1 protein-coding gene (cut by a window edge) is annotated in these 17,740 nt (G+C 59.9%); it reads right to left on the bottom strand.

From position 1 onward, the window contains the following. Positions 1 to 17,482: the start of a CARDB domain-containing protein gene (locus Enr13x_RS22225; RefSeq protein ID WP_145389076.1), read on the bottom strand. Its footprint begins 19,409 nt before the window's first position; only the first 17,482 of its 36,891 coding nucleotides appear in the window; its start codon is at positions 17,480 to 17,482; its stop codon lies beyond the left edge, outside the window. Between the last annotated feature and the right edge of the window lie 258 nt (positions 17,483 to 17,740).

A 17,740-nucleotide genomic window follows, 5' to 3' on the forward strand; every position in this document is an offset into this window, starting at 1 on the left:
TGACCGTAAACGAGATCGTATGCGTCCCATTGTCGGCGGCCGTCGGTGTCCAGTTGAATTGGTGTCGTCCGTACACACCGGTATCGATCAATGACGCTCCGGCCGGCAATCCGGTCGCGGTGACGGTCAAGTCATCTTGATCGTCGTCGCTGATCAGCAGATCGATCAAGAACTGGCTATCGACCAGCGCGACGGAGTCGAAGAACGGAGTGAATCTCGGCGGCTCGTTGGGGCTGGTAATTTGCAGCGTAAACTCGACGGTCGATTTCAGAGGCAGCGGTCCGGTGGTTTCGGTGGCCGTCACCGCAACCAAGATGTCATCTCGATCACCAGGCTGCGGCGCAAGCGACAACACTCCGGTTCCGTCTCCGTTGTCGGTGAACGTCGCAAAGTCGGGCAATTGCGTGGCGCCGCTGAACGTGACTCCAAGTGCCAGCGGGGCACCTTCGAAGTCGCTGGCGGAAATTGGTATGTCCAGCGTCTGACCAACCGCCACGGACTGCGCAGCCACATCGACGATTTGCGGCGGGAAGTTTGCGTCGGCAACGGTCAAGGACAGCGTGACCGTATCGGTCGTCGGCACACCGGTCCCATCGCCATCGTCGCTGGCCTGGAACGTGATGTCGTATTGACCGGAATCATTAAAGCCCGGTGTCCAAGTCAATAACTGCGTGGTGTCGTCATAGCTTGCCCCGGCGGGCAATCCCGTCACGACGTAGGTCAGATCGGGAATGAAGCTTCCATAGTCAACGAAGAAGTCTTCCGTGTTGGCCGACGGGGTCACTGGCGCGACGGGGAATTCGGGGTCAAACGCCGCGACTCGCAACTGAAACGATTGGCCTTCAAAAATTTCAAAGGGATCCATCGCGGGGAATTGAACCGGACCGTTCAGATTATTGACCGTCAGTACGGTTTGCGTTTCGGCCAGGACGGTACCATCATCCACATACAGGTTCAGCTCATAAACGCCGTGTTGATCAAACCCCGGCGTCCATTCGAAGATCCCGGTATTGGGATCCAAAAACGCCCCGGGCGGCAAGTTCGGCGAGAGGTAGCGCAGTTCGTCCCCATCGGCATCGTCAGCGAACACGGTGAACGTGATTTCGTCGCCTTCATTGATCGTCCGCGACGCAACCGGTGCCACCGTCGGCGCGACGTTGTTGTTGGCGATGACGACTTGGAACGACACACTGGTTTCGACGAATCCGTCGCTGGTGATCAAGGTCACGTCGTCATAGACACCCGCTTGATCACCCTCGGGGCGCCAACGCAGGGCCTGGCCGAAGGGATCGAAAACGGCCCCCGGCGGTAAGTTGTCGGCAAAGTAGAACAGGTCGTCTCCGTCGGGATCAAATCCGCTGACGGGGACTTCGATCAAGTCGCCTTCGGTGGCAAAGACATCTGCAACCGGTGCGATGACGGGCGCGCGGTTGGCGCCCGTCACGTCCACGATCCAGGTCTGGCGTTTGTAAGCCCCCCTCGCGTCGTAGGCTCGCAATTCGAACTCGGCTTTCGGCGCTGCGTCGCGGCCCGGATTCCAATCGACAACCCCGGTGTTCGGATCAATGGTGGCACCTTTCGGTCCGCCGGCCAAGACGTAGGTGATCGTTGCACCGTCCGGGTCGTCCGCCTCGGCGACGTACTCGTACGGCGTCTGGGCGGTCGCCGCCAAGGCGGGTGCCGAAGCGAAGATGGGCAGCTGGTTCGGCGGCAACGTGGCGAGGATCCGCGGGTTGAAATTCAGGTCCAACAAATTCGGGTTCGCGATCGTGACGGTGTGCCACTGGGAATTCGAATGGGCCCCGAGCACGGTTCCGTCCGCCAAGACTTGATAGCCATTGGCGCCGGCGGGTTGGTCGTCGTGGTCAAAAAAGACGACGGTATTGTCACCGAGATCATCGAAGACCACATTGATCGGACCGGCAATATCAAAATCGGCCGAATTGGAAACCATCACGTCAAACAACAACGTGCCGTCGGCGCGGTTGATGCGGGTGTTGGAATACGAGACGCGCGTCGAAATTGAAACGTCTTCGAACACGCGGAAGGTGGTGGTGAAACCGCTGCCCCCGATCGGGATGCCCTGTTCACTTTCCACCGTCGACGACACCGTCAACTCGTATTCAGCCGGCGAGAGCGTTTCAAACAGCAACTGTGACGATCGTGTCGCCTTGTCGTAGCGGACCGCGCCGATGTTGACGGTCTCCCCCGTCTCGTTGTTCCTGAGCGTGTAGTTGGCAGGATTGTTGCCGCCGGCCGGATCGGAAACGTTGTTGGTCAGTGCGACATCGAACACCAACTCGGCTCGATTCATGCCGTCGCCGATCCTTGTTTCGATCACACGGGGAGCCGCGACGGTAAAGAACACGTCGACTTGATTGCCCCGCGTGACCAAGAATCGTCCGTCGCTGATCGGCTGGATTCCCTCGACACGTCCGCGGCCACCGGTGGCGATTTTGGTTTGCCGCAGCGACAGTGGGTCGAGCACGGTGACGCTGCCTTCGGTTTCATGGCCGACCAGCAACGCCCCTTCCAGGATCGATCCCACGGGACCAAACGCGATCGATTCGGCGCCGCCGCTGACCGTTGCGATGCGTTCGGCGCGACCGCGGAAATCAAATCGCAACACCTCGCCGCCTTCGGGCCAGGCTGTGCCGTACAGTGTCCCGTCGGCGGCAACGGCCAACGAATCGACGCGGATTTCGCTAAACGGCGTCAACTTGCGGGTCGCCGTGTCGAACCGGCTGATCCCACCGGTGGTCGAAACATAGAGTGCCGTTTCACCGGGGATCGCCGCGATCCCCAACGCAATCCCCGCCCCGATCCGATCCAGCACCGCACCGGTATTGGGATCCAATTGCAACAGCCCTTCGCCACCGGTCGACGCCCACAGCTGTCCCGACGCATCAAACACCAGTTCATAAATCGGCGTGGTCGTGGGATAGGCTTCCAGCCTGTCGAGCGCGTTGGATGACAGGCTAGAAGCCTGTCCCACTTTATACAACTCATTCCTGCCGGCACCGCCGGACAGATAAATCGTCCCATCGGGTCCGACCGCCATCGCCAGTGCCCCGATCCCCGCACCGCTTTCGTCAGGGATCGTCGCAAAACGTTCCGCCGCCAACGGGCGAATCACCCGAGTGAATTTGCTCGGTTGCGTCGCACTGGTCTGGGAAGGGATTCCGAAGGCGGCTTCGGCGAACAAGCGATCGGCGACGGTCCCCGGGCGGGCCTCCGCTTTGGGGATCACCACCGGCTGGATCACACTGACCGACGGGGCGCTGCCGAGATTGATTTCCGGCACCAGTCGTGGCACGCGCACGCCTTGGGCGACGGGCTCGACATTGCCGGCGTGGTCAATCGCGCGGACCAGGAACAACGGTTGCTCACCGGATTCTGCTTGGTACAGATACGACGTCAGATCGGTCCGATACAACACGCTGCGATAGCGCGTGCCGCCGTTACGCGAGACCAGCAACGAATACGCCGCGACACCGCTTCCTCCGGCGTCGTCGGTCGCGGTCCAGGAGACTTCGAATTGATTTCCGCCGATTGCGGTCGTGGTGACGGTGCTGGTCGGCGCGAAGGCATCTAGCGTCGCCAATGAGACCCGGCTATCGACTTCGGCTCCGCCATCGATGATCGACCGAGCCGTCATTTGGATCTCGTCGCCGGTTGCCAGCGGATCATCATCGCCCGCCGCAACCACGTTATTGGCTGCCGCCCAGAAACCGACGGTCACCTGCTCGCCCGGCTGCAACAGACCGATGGCCGGGTCGACCGGTGGCAATCCGTCGCGACCATCGATCGCGCGTAGCAGGTACGACGCGACGCGGGTATTCGCATCCACACCGGCGGTGACTTGCAAGACGTAGCCGTCGGTATCGGTCAAATCAAATTCACCGACAAAATTCGGTCGTCCCGCGGGAAGCGAAATCGATCGGCCACCGAGTTGGATGTCCGCGACTTGGAAGCTGCGTTCGTCGAGCGTGTCATCGAGCGGAACCAGGATTCGGATTTCGCGTGCCGCGTCCACCGCTTCGCCGTCATAGCTCGTGCGAACGGTGTACGGCAGCGGCGTCGCAACCGGAACAAAATTTTCGTCTCCATAGCCGGTCGGTCCGGTCAACGACGTCGAATCGCCGAGTTGATTGCCAAGGTCATCGAGGTCAAAGGCGATTTCATCGGCAATCTCACCAAATTCAAACAACGGCGGGGGGCCGGCGCGCAGCGTGAACGTGACAAACGAGGTGGGGCTGGAAAGTCCACGATCAAAGTCATCGAAATCGGCGACATCCCCGCCCCCCGTCACGTCGGGCGTGTGACCGTAGAACTCGCGGATCAATTCGACAAACGCAGTCAGATTGTCACTCGCCGACGCCAGCGAAACGCCGGCCTCGTCGACGATTCCCGATCCCGTTTCACCGCCCATCAAGCCACCGATCACGCTGAAGAACGCGTTGATGTTCTGTGCCTGGCCGTCCGCGATCGGCGGCATGTCTTCGTCGCGCAGCAGTCCGCTATCGAGCAAGGCTTGCAGGTACAGGTCCGAAAAGGAATCCGCATCGCGAGCGACCGCAACCAGCGCCGACTGAGCCTTGCCCAAGAACGAAGTCGGATCCTCAATGTTGGCTGCCAAGATCGCGTCACGCAACTTCGCCGCTTCGTCTCGTTGATAGTCCAAGTATTCGGCCGACGTCATCGGCGTCGCCGCGGCTGCGACGTAGAAGTCGAATCCCAGATCCTCCAATTCGAACGGGCTGAGTTCTTTCAGAAAATTCGGATCGGTTTCCAAGATTTCGCGCAAACCCGGATAGATCGTCACCGCCGAACCGACTTCCGTCACCCCTTGGTTGGGCAGATCGATTGCAACGCCGCGGGCGGTCAACACGCCGGCAAGATTCAAGTCCGGCTCGACACTGGCAAAATCGAACGTGCTGATCGAATCGAACAGCGGGGCAACGGTCGACGCATCGCCTCGCAAGCCACTGGCGAATTCGATCGCCGGTCCGGGGATCAGATCGGGGCGACGGTTGGGCGCATTGGGGAACGCGTATTCCAGCAACGTGTAAGGCGTGTCGACATTGGCCAGATTTTGAACTGCAAATCCATAGGCACCGGTGGCGCCCAGGTCGATTTGGCTGGGTCCACCGACGCCGACGTTCACCGCCAAAGGATCCGCGGATTCGACTTGAAAACGATACGGATCGACCGCCAACCGCCCGTCGGGGTGCAAGACTTGGATGTCGTACAACCCGCGGGGTGCATCGCGAAGATCGAACACAGCAACGATCTTGGTGGCGTCGATTCGCGAAACCGAAACCGGCGCCAACTCGGCCAACGTCGGTCGTACCAGCCGCACCGCCGCTTGCTCGGGGAACTCGGCTCCGCGAATCGTCACCGTCACGTAGCGATCGTCGCCGCCCGAATCCGGTGTCACATCGGTGATGCCAAACGGAATCCGAGTGGCGTTCACGGTCACGGGGTATTCCGAACGGGCGCGGGGATCGTTTTCTTCGACATCGATCCGAACGCCGCCGCGCGCGAGCACGAAATAGCGGCCGCCGAGAGTTTCGGGAATGATCATCGACTGATCGGCCGACAGATAACCTTCGTAGGCGGCATCGAAATCAAACGGCGAAGGCAGCCGTTCGTGGGCCGCGTACAATTCGTGCCGTCCGGTGTCGGTGGTGCTGTCCAAATCGACTCGTATTGTCTGTCCCGGCGTCATGTCGAGCTGGAACAACCGACTGACACCGACCGCCAATTGGTCTTCCAGCGGGATATCCAATCGCAGCAGCGGCACCGTGATGTTGACCTCGTCGGCCGATGCCGAAGCGTTGTTGCGATTATTTTCTCCCTCGACGACGTCATCAAAAATGTCGGTGCGAACGATGATCCGATAGCCGTCCGGCAGGACAACGGGGACTTCGAAATCGAGCGACGCCGAATAAGAATCACCCGGTTGCAACGTGCGGGCAGAAAAAGGTTCCACACGGCCGAGGAAACGATCGCCGATGTCCCACACGCTGTCGGCGGACAGATAAACCGAGTCGGCAATACGAGCTTGAGCCTTTTCGTCACCACGGTTTTCGACGGTCCAAGAAACCGACAACACGTCACCGACGCTGCCCGAGGTCGGCGCGGAAATGTCGATCACCTGCAAATCCGACGGCGGCGGCTGGACGATCAAGATCGGCGTTGCCGCGACGGTAATGTTGTTGTCTTCGTTTGTTTCGATGACCTCGCCGTCGGGATGGTACGCATTGGGAAAGTCGGTCGCAACGATGATGAAGTAGTCGCCGGTGATCCCACGTGGCAGCCAAGCGGTCTCGGTGATCGTGCCGGTCTGTCCCGATGCCAAAGCGTCGAAACGGCGAATCTGTGTGACGTAGTGGTCGCTTGACACATCGAGCAATCGGTCTCGCGACAGATACACGCGATCAACGAACGGCACTTGCGAATCCGGGATCACGCCCCCGTCGTTCGTGTATGTGTAGGTGAATGTGAAATCGTTGCCGACCTCCACCACGTTGGACGACGGATCGGAGGGATTGACGAAATCGACGGAATCGACCACTAAATCCGGCGCCGGAACAAATTGCACGTCCAACTGCACCGAAGCCTGATTGTCGCCTTCGTCGTTGAATTCCAAAACTTCGTCACTGACGCCGCGCAGTCGCGGCCAGCCCTCGGCGATCGGATAGGGCAACGAGTACAACGCGGCGCTTCGATCAGCGAAGGTGGCATCGGTTTGGGCAATCAAGTGGAACTCGCCACCGATATTGTTCGGCACGCGGACTTGCAGCGCCACAGCATAGCTCTCGCCGATCTCCAGCACTTCGTCACGTTGCGCCCCGCCCAGTTCGATGTCATACGCATCGGTCGAGGTGTCGGTCGACAGGAACACGCGATCGGCCCACTTGTCGACGCGCGTCGCCCGAGTCCCTTCGTTGGTGACCGTAAACGAGACGTCTAACAGTGACCCACTGTCGGGACTGGTGGGAACGCCCGACAAATTGGAAATCACAAGATTGGGTTCGGCGTACTCGATCGCGATGATCTGCGATGACGCAAAGTTGTCTGACTTTTGTCCGGCTTCCCAGGTCTTGTCGACAAAAGACTTCGGCCAATTCGGGAAACTGCTCTTTCCGAACGCGGTCAAGACGGGTTTGCCACGGGACAGTCCGACGTTGGCAAAGACGTGGGCGTACCAGTTACCGCTGCTGCCCGGCGGTGACGAAACGACCATGCTGGTGTTGTACGAACCATCGACTTCGATCGGAGCGTTCAACACCTTTACCGGTGATCCGACCAACAGTGCGCGACTGGCGTCGAACACGGGGTCTTTGGATAGATAAACGTATTGCCTGATCGATTGCGTCACTTCGTTGGTCGCAAAGTCACCGGCATTGCGAACGGTCCAAGAAACGGTGATCGGTTCGCCGGATTTGCTGGTCGGCGTTGCGGTGACGTTCTCGACCACCAAATTCGCGATCGCATCGACCACCTCGGCCGCGACCGACCCGACGTTGTTGTCGGTAAAGGGGCCTTCGTATACTTGGACCAGCGTGTTGGTCGGTCCGGCAAGGATCGCCAGCAACTCGTTTCGCGAAAATTGTTTCAAATCGCCGATTTCGGTTTCGCCGATCGGTTTGCCCGTGGCCACTTCGACCCGTTTGAGGACCGCCGCGACTTCTTCGAGAAATTTCGCTTCTTCGGTCAGCGCGATTCGTGGATCAACATTTGTCCGGACAAAGAAGTGGCTGCCCTCGGCCGACGGCGGCAGCGTGAATTCGACGTCTTGCGAGTACCAGTCGCCGGGATGCAATCGTCCGTCATGGGGGATGGCGAACACCAGTTGGTCCGAGGAATCAAACTCGCCGTCCTCGGACAGGTAGACGGCATCGGCCCAGTTTTCGCGGTCGGTCGCGACGGTACCGATGTTGTCAACGATCCAATCCAGCGACACCTTTTGTCCGCCCACGATCGGTTGGTCCGTGTTGACGTTGAGTTCGCGGACACGCAGATCCGACGGTGGTGTCAACAGAATGTTGATCGGCGTGCTGGCGTAATTGTTTCCGTCCAGATCGTTGGGCGCGTCCGGGTTCGTGTTTTCGGCAAATGACGCTTCATAAACACTGCGATAGCCATCGGCGTAGACCGTCAAGAAATACTGTCCGGTCAAACCCTTGGGAATGTTGACCGTCGCCTCGGCTTCATACGACTCACCGACCTGCAAGACACCGCCATGCCGATAGCTGCCGATCAATCGATCGCCGCGTGCCGAATTGGGGCCGTCCAGTCCGAGGGTCAGCCAAAGCTGATCGGTCCAGGCCCCCGGATCGGTCACGCCCGCACCGCGGTTGGTGACCTTGTAGCGAACCGTAAACGATGAATTGTCGAACGCATCGCCGGGACCGGCGACGAAATCGGCGACCAAATCCGGCGGCGGAACGGGATTGGCATCGATCGCAATGGCTTGCGCGTCGCGATTGTTCCCGTCGTTGGGAAACTCATCGACGGCGTTCCTGGCATCGGTCTCGACCAACACGAACCAGTTGCCCGAAAGAGCACGGGGAATGGAAAACGTCGCCGAACTGCTGTACTCGGTTGCCTGGCCCGAGGTCGTTCCGACAAAACCGAGCGCCGATCCGTTTTGCAGTTCGCCCAACAGAATCGCCCCCGACGTGCTGCTCGATGAAGACGACAGCCAGACGCGATCGAACCAGCGACTGCCTGCCGAGGGCGTGTCGGCGGTGCCGGCGTTGCGGACCGTGAACGCGACATCGATTGACGTCCCCGCGGTCACGCCCGAGGGATAGTCGCTGGTCACATCGACCCGCAGATCGGGACGCGGTTGAAAATTCAACTGGAACGGATCGGAGAACGAGGTGTTGTCCAGCTCGTTCGCTTCGAGCACCTTGCCCGTCACATCGGTTTGGACAAACAAGCGAAACTGACCGACGGCGCGGGGCAACTGCACCAGTTCGGTACGCGCGACCGATTTTCCTGGTTCCAGCGGATCAGCAACGGAGTAGCGGCCCAATTCAAAGATCTGTGCCCCGTCGGTCGATTGCAAATAGACGCGATCGGTCCAGCCATTCTCGGTGGTCCCATTGGCGTCGATCGAATCATTCAGCACGGTCCAACTGATTTCGATCTGCGTCCCGTCCTGGAATCCGCCGGGGGAATCCGGGACCGTGATCGATCCCTCTTGGACGACCAGATTGGCGGTCGGCGGGACGAACAACACGTCAACCGCGTCGCTGCGTCCCTGATTGCCTCCGCTCGCGTCATTGCCTGCGTACAGAAACTCGTAGGGACCGCCCGTGCGAACGAAGACGTAATACTGTCCATCCAGATCGCGGGGCAGATCAAAGGATTCGGTTCGCGTGTACGAGTCACCGACCGACAGCGCCCCGCCGTGGGTGCTGCTGCCGATCAAGCGCAAGCCGCTGCCGTTCTCATTTTTGCTGACATAAATGTAGTCGGTCCAAGTGTCGCGGTCGGTCGTCGCGATGCCTCGGTTGCCGATCGTCCAATTGATTTCTAAGGGCAACCCCGAGGTCGCTGATTGCCCACCGGTCACCGACACCGAATCGACAAACAAGTCGCTGTAGGCTGCGGTGGTGATATCGACGCTGTTGGCCGGCGAACCGGTGTTGCTGGCGTGGCCATCGAGTTCGTAAACGACATCGCCGCTATCGGTTTGAACAAACAACGTAAACCGACCGCTCGTCCGTGCGGCCAGGGGAATGATTTCCGTACGGGTGTAGGACTCTCCCGCCGGCACGGCGCCAAAATGCTGAAATTCGCCCAGCACCCTGTCGTCAGCATCGCCCAGAATTCCGTCACTGGACAAGACCACGCGGTCGGTCCAACCGGTTTGACGCCCGGGGCCGGTCCCGACGTTATCGACCGTCCAAGAAACCGTCAAATCGACGGGATCTCCGATCAACAAATCCGGCGCGACGACTTTACTGACGGTCAGATCGGCGTAGGGAAAACTGGTGACGTCAATCTCCAGACTGGCGTTTCCCGTCGCTTCTCCAGCGCCCTCGTTGACCGCATTGTCGGCGTCGGGGACGACGATCAAATAGTTCGTTCCGGAGACGCCGTCGGGCAGCTTCACCGTCAAGTTGTTTTGCACCTCGGCCCCGACGACCAGACTGCTTGCAACCGATTGCTGGCCCAAGGAGACATCGTCGCTGGACAGCGTCGGGTCGCCCGACAGATAAACGCGATCGATCCACGCTGTAGCTGCGGTCGCGTCGCCGTCGTTGCGCGTCGTCCAGTTGACGGTCAGGTTTTCGCCGCTGGTGGGTGTCACTCCCGCGTCGATCGCCACACCGAAGGAGACCAGGTCGGGAAGCGGTGTCAGTGCCACGTCGACTTGGGTGTTGCTCGCTGAGACGTTGTTGCCTTCGGCGGTCGGCTCGTCGACTCGATTGGTCGCATCGGTTTCGACCAGCACGTAGTAGTTGCCGATCGCGACGTGGGACGGAATCACGGGACTGGCCGACATCGTGTAGGACGCATCCGAAGCCAGGTTTCCCGTGTGGGTGTAGCTGCCCAACAAGGTGTCACCGCCGCGGACGTTGTCGCTGCTCAAATAAAGGCGATCGGTCCAGCTGTCGACGACCGTCGTCGCCGTGCCGTCGTTGCGGACCCGCCAGGTCACGTCCAGGGTGTCACCGATGAACGCGCCGGACGGAATGGAGATCGCATCAACGATCAGGTCCGCCGGCGGATCGGCTTCGGCGATCGTGATGGCGTTGGACCACGTGTTGTTCATCTCGTCTTCTTCGAAGACCTGGTTGCTATGGTCGTTACGAATGAAAACGTAGTAGTTTCCGCCAATGCCGAACGGAATCGATGCTTGGATGGACGCGGTGTAGTTTTCGCCCTGGGCCAAGTCGACGTCCTGAGTGACGCTACCGAGAAATCGGTCGTCGCTTCCGCCGTAAACATTGTCGGCAGACAAGACGACGCGATCGGTCCATGGTTTCGCCGCAGCGGCGCCGCCGTTGTTCTCGACGATCCACTGAATCGTCACCGTGTCGCCGTTTTGAACTTCGGTCGGGACGATCGCCGACGTGATTTCCAGATCCGGCGACGCAAAGGTGACCGTTCCGCTGAACAGATCCTCGATCGGTTCGCCAAAAGTCCCGTCGCCGTCTTGGTCCATCGGATTGCCGGCCAAGTCGGTGATTTGGGGACCGACCTCGAACGAATAGGTGCCCTGCGCACTTTGGGTGCCGAACGAGACGCGGACCTTGTTGACATCCATCGTGATCACTTGGCTGACCGGGATCACTCCGCCGGGTCCGGAAAAATTCACGTCTTGGGGCGTGAAGCTGCCCGCTGTGATCGCTTCGTCGAAGGTAAAGTCGATGAACGCGTAGGGTTTGGTGACGAAATCGGGGGTGTAGGCGGTGACGGTCGGTCCGGCGGCGTCGATCGTGAAGGATGCGTTGAACACATCTTGGGACGGTTCGCCGGCGATGCCGTCACGATCCTGGTCCATCGGCAGTCCGGCAAAATCATCGATGTCCGGACCGATGGCGAAGGTGTACGTTCCGCCGGCCAACTGCGCGGGAAACGACAGCGCATAGGAACGCTGCCCGATCGCCTGAATCGACGTTACCGGGATCACGCCGGCCGGTCCGGTGAACACAACGTCGTCGGTGGAAAAACTATTCAGCCGAACGGGTTCGCTGAACGAGATCTCGGCGGTGTCACTGCCCGGTCCGAGGGTACCGGTCGGTGAAAAACTGGTGACATAGGGGCCACCGCCGGCGACCTGTAAGCCGCCCACGTATCGGTCTTCCAACTCGCCCGGGACCGCGTCACCGTCGCTGTCCATTCGGTTTCCGACCGGATCGGTGATGTCGGGGCCGATGAACAATTGATAGTCACCGTCTTCGGTGGTCCGCTGGACGTTGACCCGGAAGGTCGTCGGGTCGACCTGCTCGATGGATGTCACCGTGACTTCGCCGCCGGGTCCGATCACACGTGCATCGGTGGTGGCAAAACTGTTGGGATCGATTGGAACATTGAAGGTGACCGTGAACTCTTCAAACGCGCCATTGATCGTGGTGGAGGGCGATTGGCCAACGACACGAAGCGGATCACGCGCGACGGTGATCCGGCTGATGTATCGGTCCTCGACCGGCTCGCCCCCGACCCCGTCATTGTCTTGATCCAGCCGATTGCCCTGCAGATCGGTGACGCGGGGATCGACAACCAACTGGTATTCGCCGTCGGACGGTTGCGGCGGAAACGTGATTCGAAACGTCGTGTTGGACGGATCGATCGACTCCGCGGACAAGATCTGGATCTTGCTGACCGGACGGACCGGATGGGTCGTCACAGTCAATCCGCCGTCTGATCCGACCAACGCAAACGTGCCGGAATCGAAAGTTGAAATCTCGCCTTCGGCCGCAGCCAGTTCGAATCCGAGTCCCCCCGTCTGATTGAACATCACCAATCGCAACGGATAGTCGCCCGCCGCGGGAAAATCGAATACGTGCAAATCCGTCGTGATGCCGCGCGTCCCCGGGAATTCACCGATCCTGCCGTCGATGTCCAATCGGTATCCATCATCGCTGGCGATCGCGAAGGTCCATTTGCCGGCGGTGGGAATCGTGATGGTTGCCTCGACATCCAACACGAGATAGTTGGTGTCTGTACCTAGCAGCGGTATCGATCGATCCGCCGAATAATTGCCGACCGACGAACCGTAGTTGATGAATGGCTCATTGACGGACTGCACCGAGGCATGACGTGAGACATCGTCCAGGACGGCCAGCGCGCCGCTGAGTCCACTGAAAACGTCGGTGGATTTGGTCACCGAGACGCTGAACCCATCGATCACGGCATCGGGGTCAAAGGCGTCCAATGCCGCCAGCGTTGTCGGATCAATCAATTGAATCTCGTCGACCGAGAGCGAATCGGGATCGATCGACTCGTTAAAGGTGATGTCGATCGATGAGAGAACCGTGCCGGTGGATCCGGCGGGAGACTGCCCGGTGACGCGAGGGCCAAACGTGTCGATCAGAATGGAGGTCTGGAAGACATCCTCGACCGCTTCGCCAGCTACGCCGTCGGCATCCTGGTCCATCAGCGTGCCCGCGGATCCCGACACATTCGGCCCAACAGAAACGACGTACGTTCCGGCGTTGCTGAGTCGCCCGGAAAGGGTGACGACCGCCGCATACTGAGTCACGCTTTGGACGTTGACGGCGGACACGGACGACGGTCCCGAAATGCCGATGTCATCCACTCCCAAGCTGGCGGTGTCGATCGGCCGATCAAATGTCACCAGCAATCGGTCTTGGGGAGTGAATGGATCGAGTGTTCCCGAGTCGCGCAAGGAAACGATCTCGCCATCGCTAACACTTCGCTCGACGATCGAGACTTCATCGATCCGTCCATCAAAGAAGCCGGCGTTGTTGTAGGTCGAACTTCCCAGCCGGACACCGGAGACCGACGGCAGATAGGGCGTGGCGACGGCAACGCTGCTCCGCAGCACCCCGTCGGTGTAAAGGTGCAACGTGCCATCGCGGAGCGTCGCCGCGACGTGCGTCCAAACGCTCTCCGACGCCGCGACGCCGCTGTCGAGCGTTTGGCCGTTTCCATAGATCGCGACGAAATTGCCATCGCTGATCGAGATCGACCAATCGCGGCCGGAGGATTGGCTGCCGACCAGCCCCACCAGCCCGGTCGCGGGAACGGTGTTCGGGTTGACCCAGGCGGCAAGCGTCCAGTCGTCCGTGGGAGCCCAGGCGCCGAGATTGAAATAGTCGCCATCGCCGTCGAGCAAGAACGAGGAACCACCGGTTCGCCCGGCGCCGTAGGTTGCGTCGCCCACCGGGGTTCCGTTGCGTGTGCCGCTATCGTCCAGCGCGTTGTTGGTCGCTTCGTAACGATAATGAATCGGCTCGGTCGTGGGCGGCAATTTTTCCAACGCAACCACGCGGGGCCCGACGGCTCGACTGACCGGCGACGTCAGAAAATTGCCGTAGTCGGCGTAGTCCGTGACGAACTGCCCGGCCGGATTGTCATTGATCATTCCGTCCAGCGCGGAAGGATCATTCGGGCCTCCCGAACTGGCCCACCAGTTGTTTTGAAAGAACGCGAGTCCCGGATCGGTCCCGTCGTGTCGCACGGCGATCGTGTTGCCGATGAAATTGCTGCCGGAAACACTGGCGGATTGCCCGTTGAGGACATAGACACCGATGTCATCCGGGCCGTCGTTGGCGATCAAATCCAAATCGGTCGCGGACAGCGTTCCGTCGACCACGGCGATCGCTGAACGGGCGGCATTGGTCGATTCGGTGGTCGAATCCAATCGTCCCCCGGTGTACGTCACGGTCGCTCCGCCCTCGATTCGCAATCCGCCGCCGTAAGACGATTCGACGTTTACGTTGGTCAGCGTCATGTCCGTGCTGACTTCGATCGCCTGCCGCTCACCGGACAACGCTCCATTGCCGTCGCTGTCACCGGCATAGCGTACGATCACGTTGGAAAGCACACTTCCCGGAGCGTCGAGGGCGATCGTTTCCCAAAAACCGGGATAGGGACTGCTGGCATCGCCGTCGCCGGTCACATCACCGCCGACCGTGTCATCACTGACGGCGGTGAAATAGATCGGCTCGGTTGATGTTCCAACGGCACGCAAGGCTCCGTCGCGGGCCCAGATGTAGCGGGCGGAATCAAGCTTGACCACCGTTCCCGCTGCGATGTCCAGGTTTGCCGGGTTGGACTCCGCATCGGTTCTCAGGGTGAGGTCGCCAGCAATGACGTGAATCGGCAGATCGCCGTAATCCCAAACACGACTTTGAGTCAGCGACCCCGCTTGGATGCCGATCCGATCGCCGCCAAGATTGTCACGGCCGGTCAGATTCGTGACGGCGGGATCCGCGTCGAGTTCAAAGTAATACGCGGCACCCACGTTCTTGAACACGTGGACGTTTTCCAGCGTCGGATTCGCCTCTCGGACATTGATGCCGCTTGAGTAACCGTGGGACACCGTGACGTCGGTCAGACGGGTTTGGGTTTCGGGTTGGTCGCCGCCGTGGTAGAGTTCGATTGAACCGACCTGTCCGGTTAAGATCCCATTGCCATCGGTGTCTCCGGCGTAGCGAACGTGGACGTTTTCCAACACATTGGATGGTCCATACAGATACAGCGATTCCCAATAACCGGGGAACGGCGTGCTCGCGTTTCGATCGCCGTTGGAGTCTCCGCCGACGGTGTCATCGGTTGCCGCGGTAAACAGGATCGGATCGTCCGCCGTAGCGACCGCGTTGATGGTGCCCTGTAGCGCTCGGAAGTAGCGTGCATTCGGGATCTTGATCACCGTGCCGGCGGCGATCGTCAATGTCACCGGATTGCCGTCGGCATCGGCACCGACCGTGAAATCTCCCGACGTCACGTGAATCGGCAAATCGCCATAGTCCCAACTGCGATCTTCGGTCAACGTCCCCGATTGAATCGCAATCCGATCGCCACCCACATTGCCGCGGCCGCTCAATCCCGTCGTTTGTGGATCCGTGTCGAGTTCGAAATAAAATGGGATGCCGAAATTGTCTTCGACATGGATGTTCTGCAGCACGGGATCGCCGCTGCTGAGATTGATTCCGTTGGAATACCCGTCGGAGATGCGAACGTTCGTCAGCCGCGTCTGCTCTGTCGGATCGTCGCCGGAGTATCGCAATTCAATGCTGCCTGTTTGCCCGCCTAGAATCCCGTTCCCATCGGTGTCGCCGGCGTAGCGAATTTCAACATTTTCAAAAACGTTATTGGGACCGTCCAAGTAGACCGCTTCCCAGAAACCGGGATAGGGCATCGTCGCATCACCGTCTCCTTCGGAATCACCTCCGACGGAGTCGTCCGTGATCGCCGTGAACACGATCGGATCCGACGGCGTGCCGTTTGCCGCGATCGTTCCTTGCCGGGCATGCAGGAATTGCGCATTCGACATTTTGATCACCGTACCGGCGGCAATCGTCAACGTGACCGGATTGCTCGCGGCATCTTGTCCGACGGTTAAATCGCCCGGCGCAATGTGCAGCGGAAGGTCGCCGTAGTCCCACGTCCGATCTTCGCTCAATGTTCCGCTCTGCAACACGATCCGGTCGCCGGATGCGTTGTCGCGACCGGTTAATTGATCGGTTGATGGATTGGAATCGAGATCAAAGTAGAACGGATAGCCAAGCGAATCTTCGACGTGAACGGTATCCAGGTCCGGCGCACCGGCACGCACGTTCACACCGTTGGAATAGCCGTCCGAGATGCGGACATTGGTGAGTCGGTTTTGCAGCGCAGGATCGCGATTGTCGTAACGGATTTCAAAGGAACCCGTCTGTCCGCCGAAAACACCGTTCCCATCGGTGTCCCCGGCGTAGCGGACTTCGACGTTTTCAAAGACGCTGCCCGGGCTGTCCAGATAAATCGATTCCCAATAGCCGGGGAATGGACTGGTGGTGTCGGCATCACCGTTGGAATCTCCAGCGATCGAATCATCCGTTGCGGCGGTGAAGACAATCGGCTCAGTCGAGGTTCCGACGGCATGAATCTTTCCCTGATTCGCATGCAGGAACTGAGCCTGGGAAACCTTGACGACGGTGCCGGGGGCGACCGTCAAGGTGACCGGATTGTTGGCGTCGTCTTGCCCGATGACCAAATCGTTGCCAATAATCGCGACAGGCAACGCGCCGTAATCCCACGTCCGATCTTCGGTCAACGTTCCCGCTTGGACGGCAATCCGATCGCCGCCCGCGTTGCCGGTTCCGCCACTTTGCGAAACGCTTGGATCGGCATCGATATCGAAGTAGAACGGCACCCCGAGCGAATCGTTGACGTTGACGTTGACCAAGTTCGGGCTACCGGCAAACACGTTGACCCCGTTGGAATAGCCGTGCTTGATCACGACGTTGGAGAGTTGTGTTTGTTCGGCCGGTTCATCCGAGTCAAAGTACATCTCGATCGAACCGGTTTGACCAGAGAACGCTCCATTGCCATCGGTGTCCCCGGCGTAACGGACTTCGACGTGATCGAGCGACGTGTCGGGACCGCTCAGGTACAGCGATTCCCAGTGACCGGGAAACGGAACACCGTCCACGCCGGGCGTCAGATCTTCGCCGACGGTGTCATCCAGGGCACTGGTAAAGATGACGGGTTGTCCGGCTAGCCCAACCGCTTCGATTGCACCGTTTCCGGTCAGCCATTTCCCCGTTTCAAACTTGACGACCGTGTCAGACTCGATGGTCAGTTTGGATCCGGACGGAACCGTGACATCGCCGGTGACGTGGATGGTTCCCGACCAGGTGTCGTCTCCGGCCAGCGTGCCCGAGACTTCGCGAGCGAGAAGCCGTCTGGCTTCGAGCGTTTCAAGGTGGCTTCGGCGAGGTTGTTGTTTCTTTTTCCGGCTCTTCTTGGACCGAACGCCTTCGGTCTTGCGCCACTGGAACATGGTGTACTCGGCAATGATGTTGAGGGGTGGCGGCGGATGCCGCCTGAACTCAACAGCGATGCGCCACTACCCCGATTGGGAGCCCCCCTGCATTGTCATCGCAAAACTGGCGAGAATCAACACTTGTCCACCGGGAAAACGGCACGCGCCGGCGGAGCCGGTTGGGGTGGCAAGCAAGATGCTTACCCCACTTTGCGACTCGTTCCCGGGCTCCGCCTGGGAACGGGATTGCTCGGAGGCTCCGCCTCCGGAGTCCGC

The sequence above is a fragment of the Stieleria neptunia genome, assembly GCF_007754155.1.
Lineage (GTDB): Bacteria > Planctomycetota > Planctomycetia > Pirellulales > Pirellulaceae > Stieleria > Stieleria neptunia.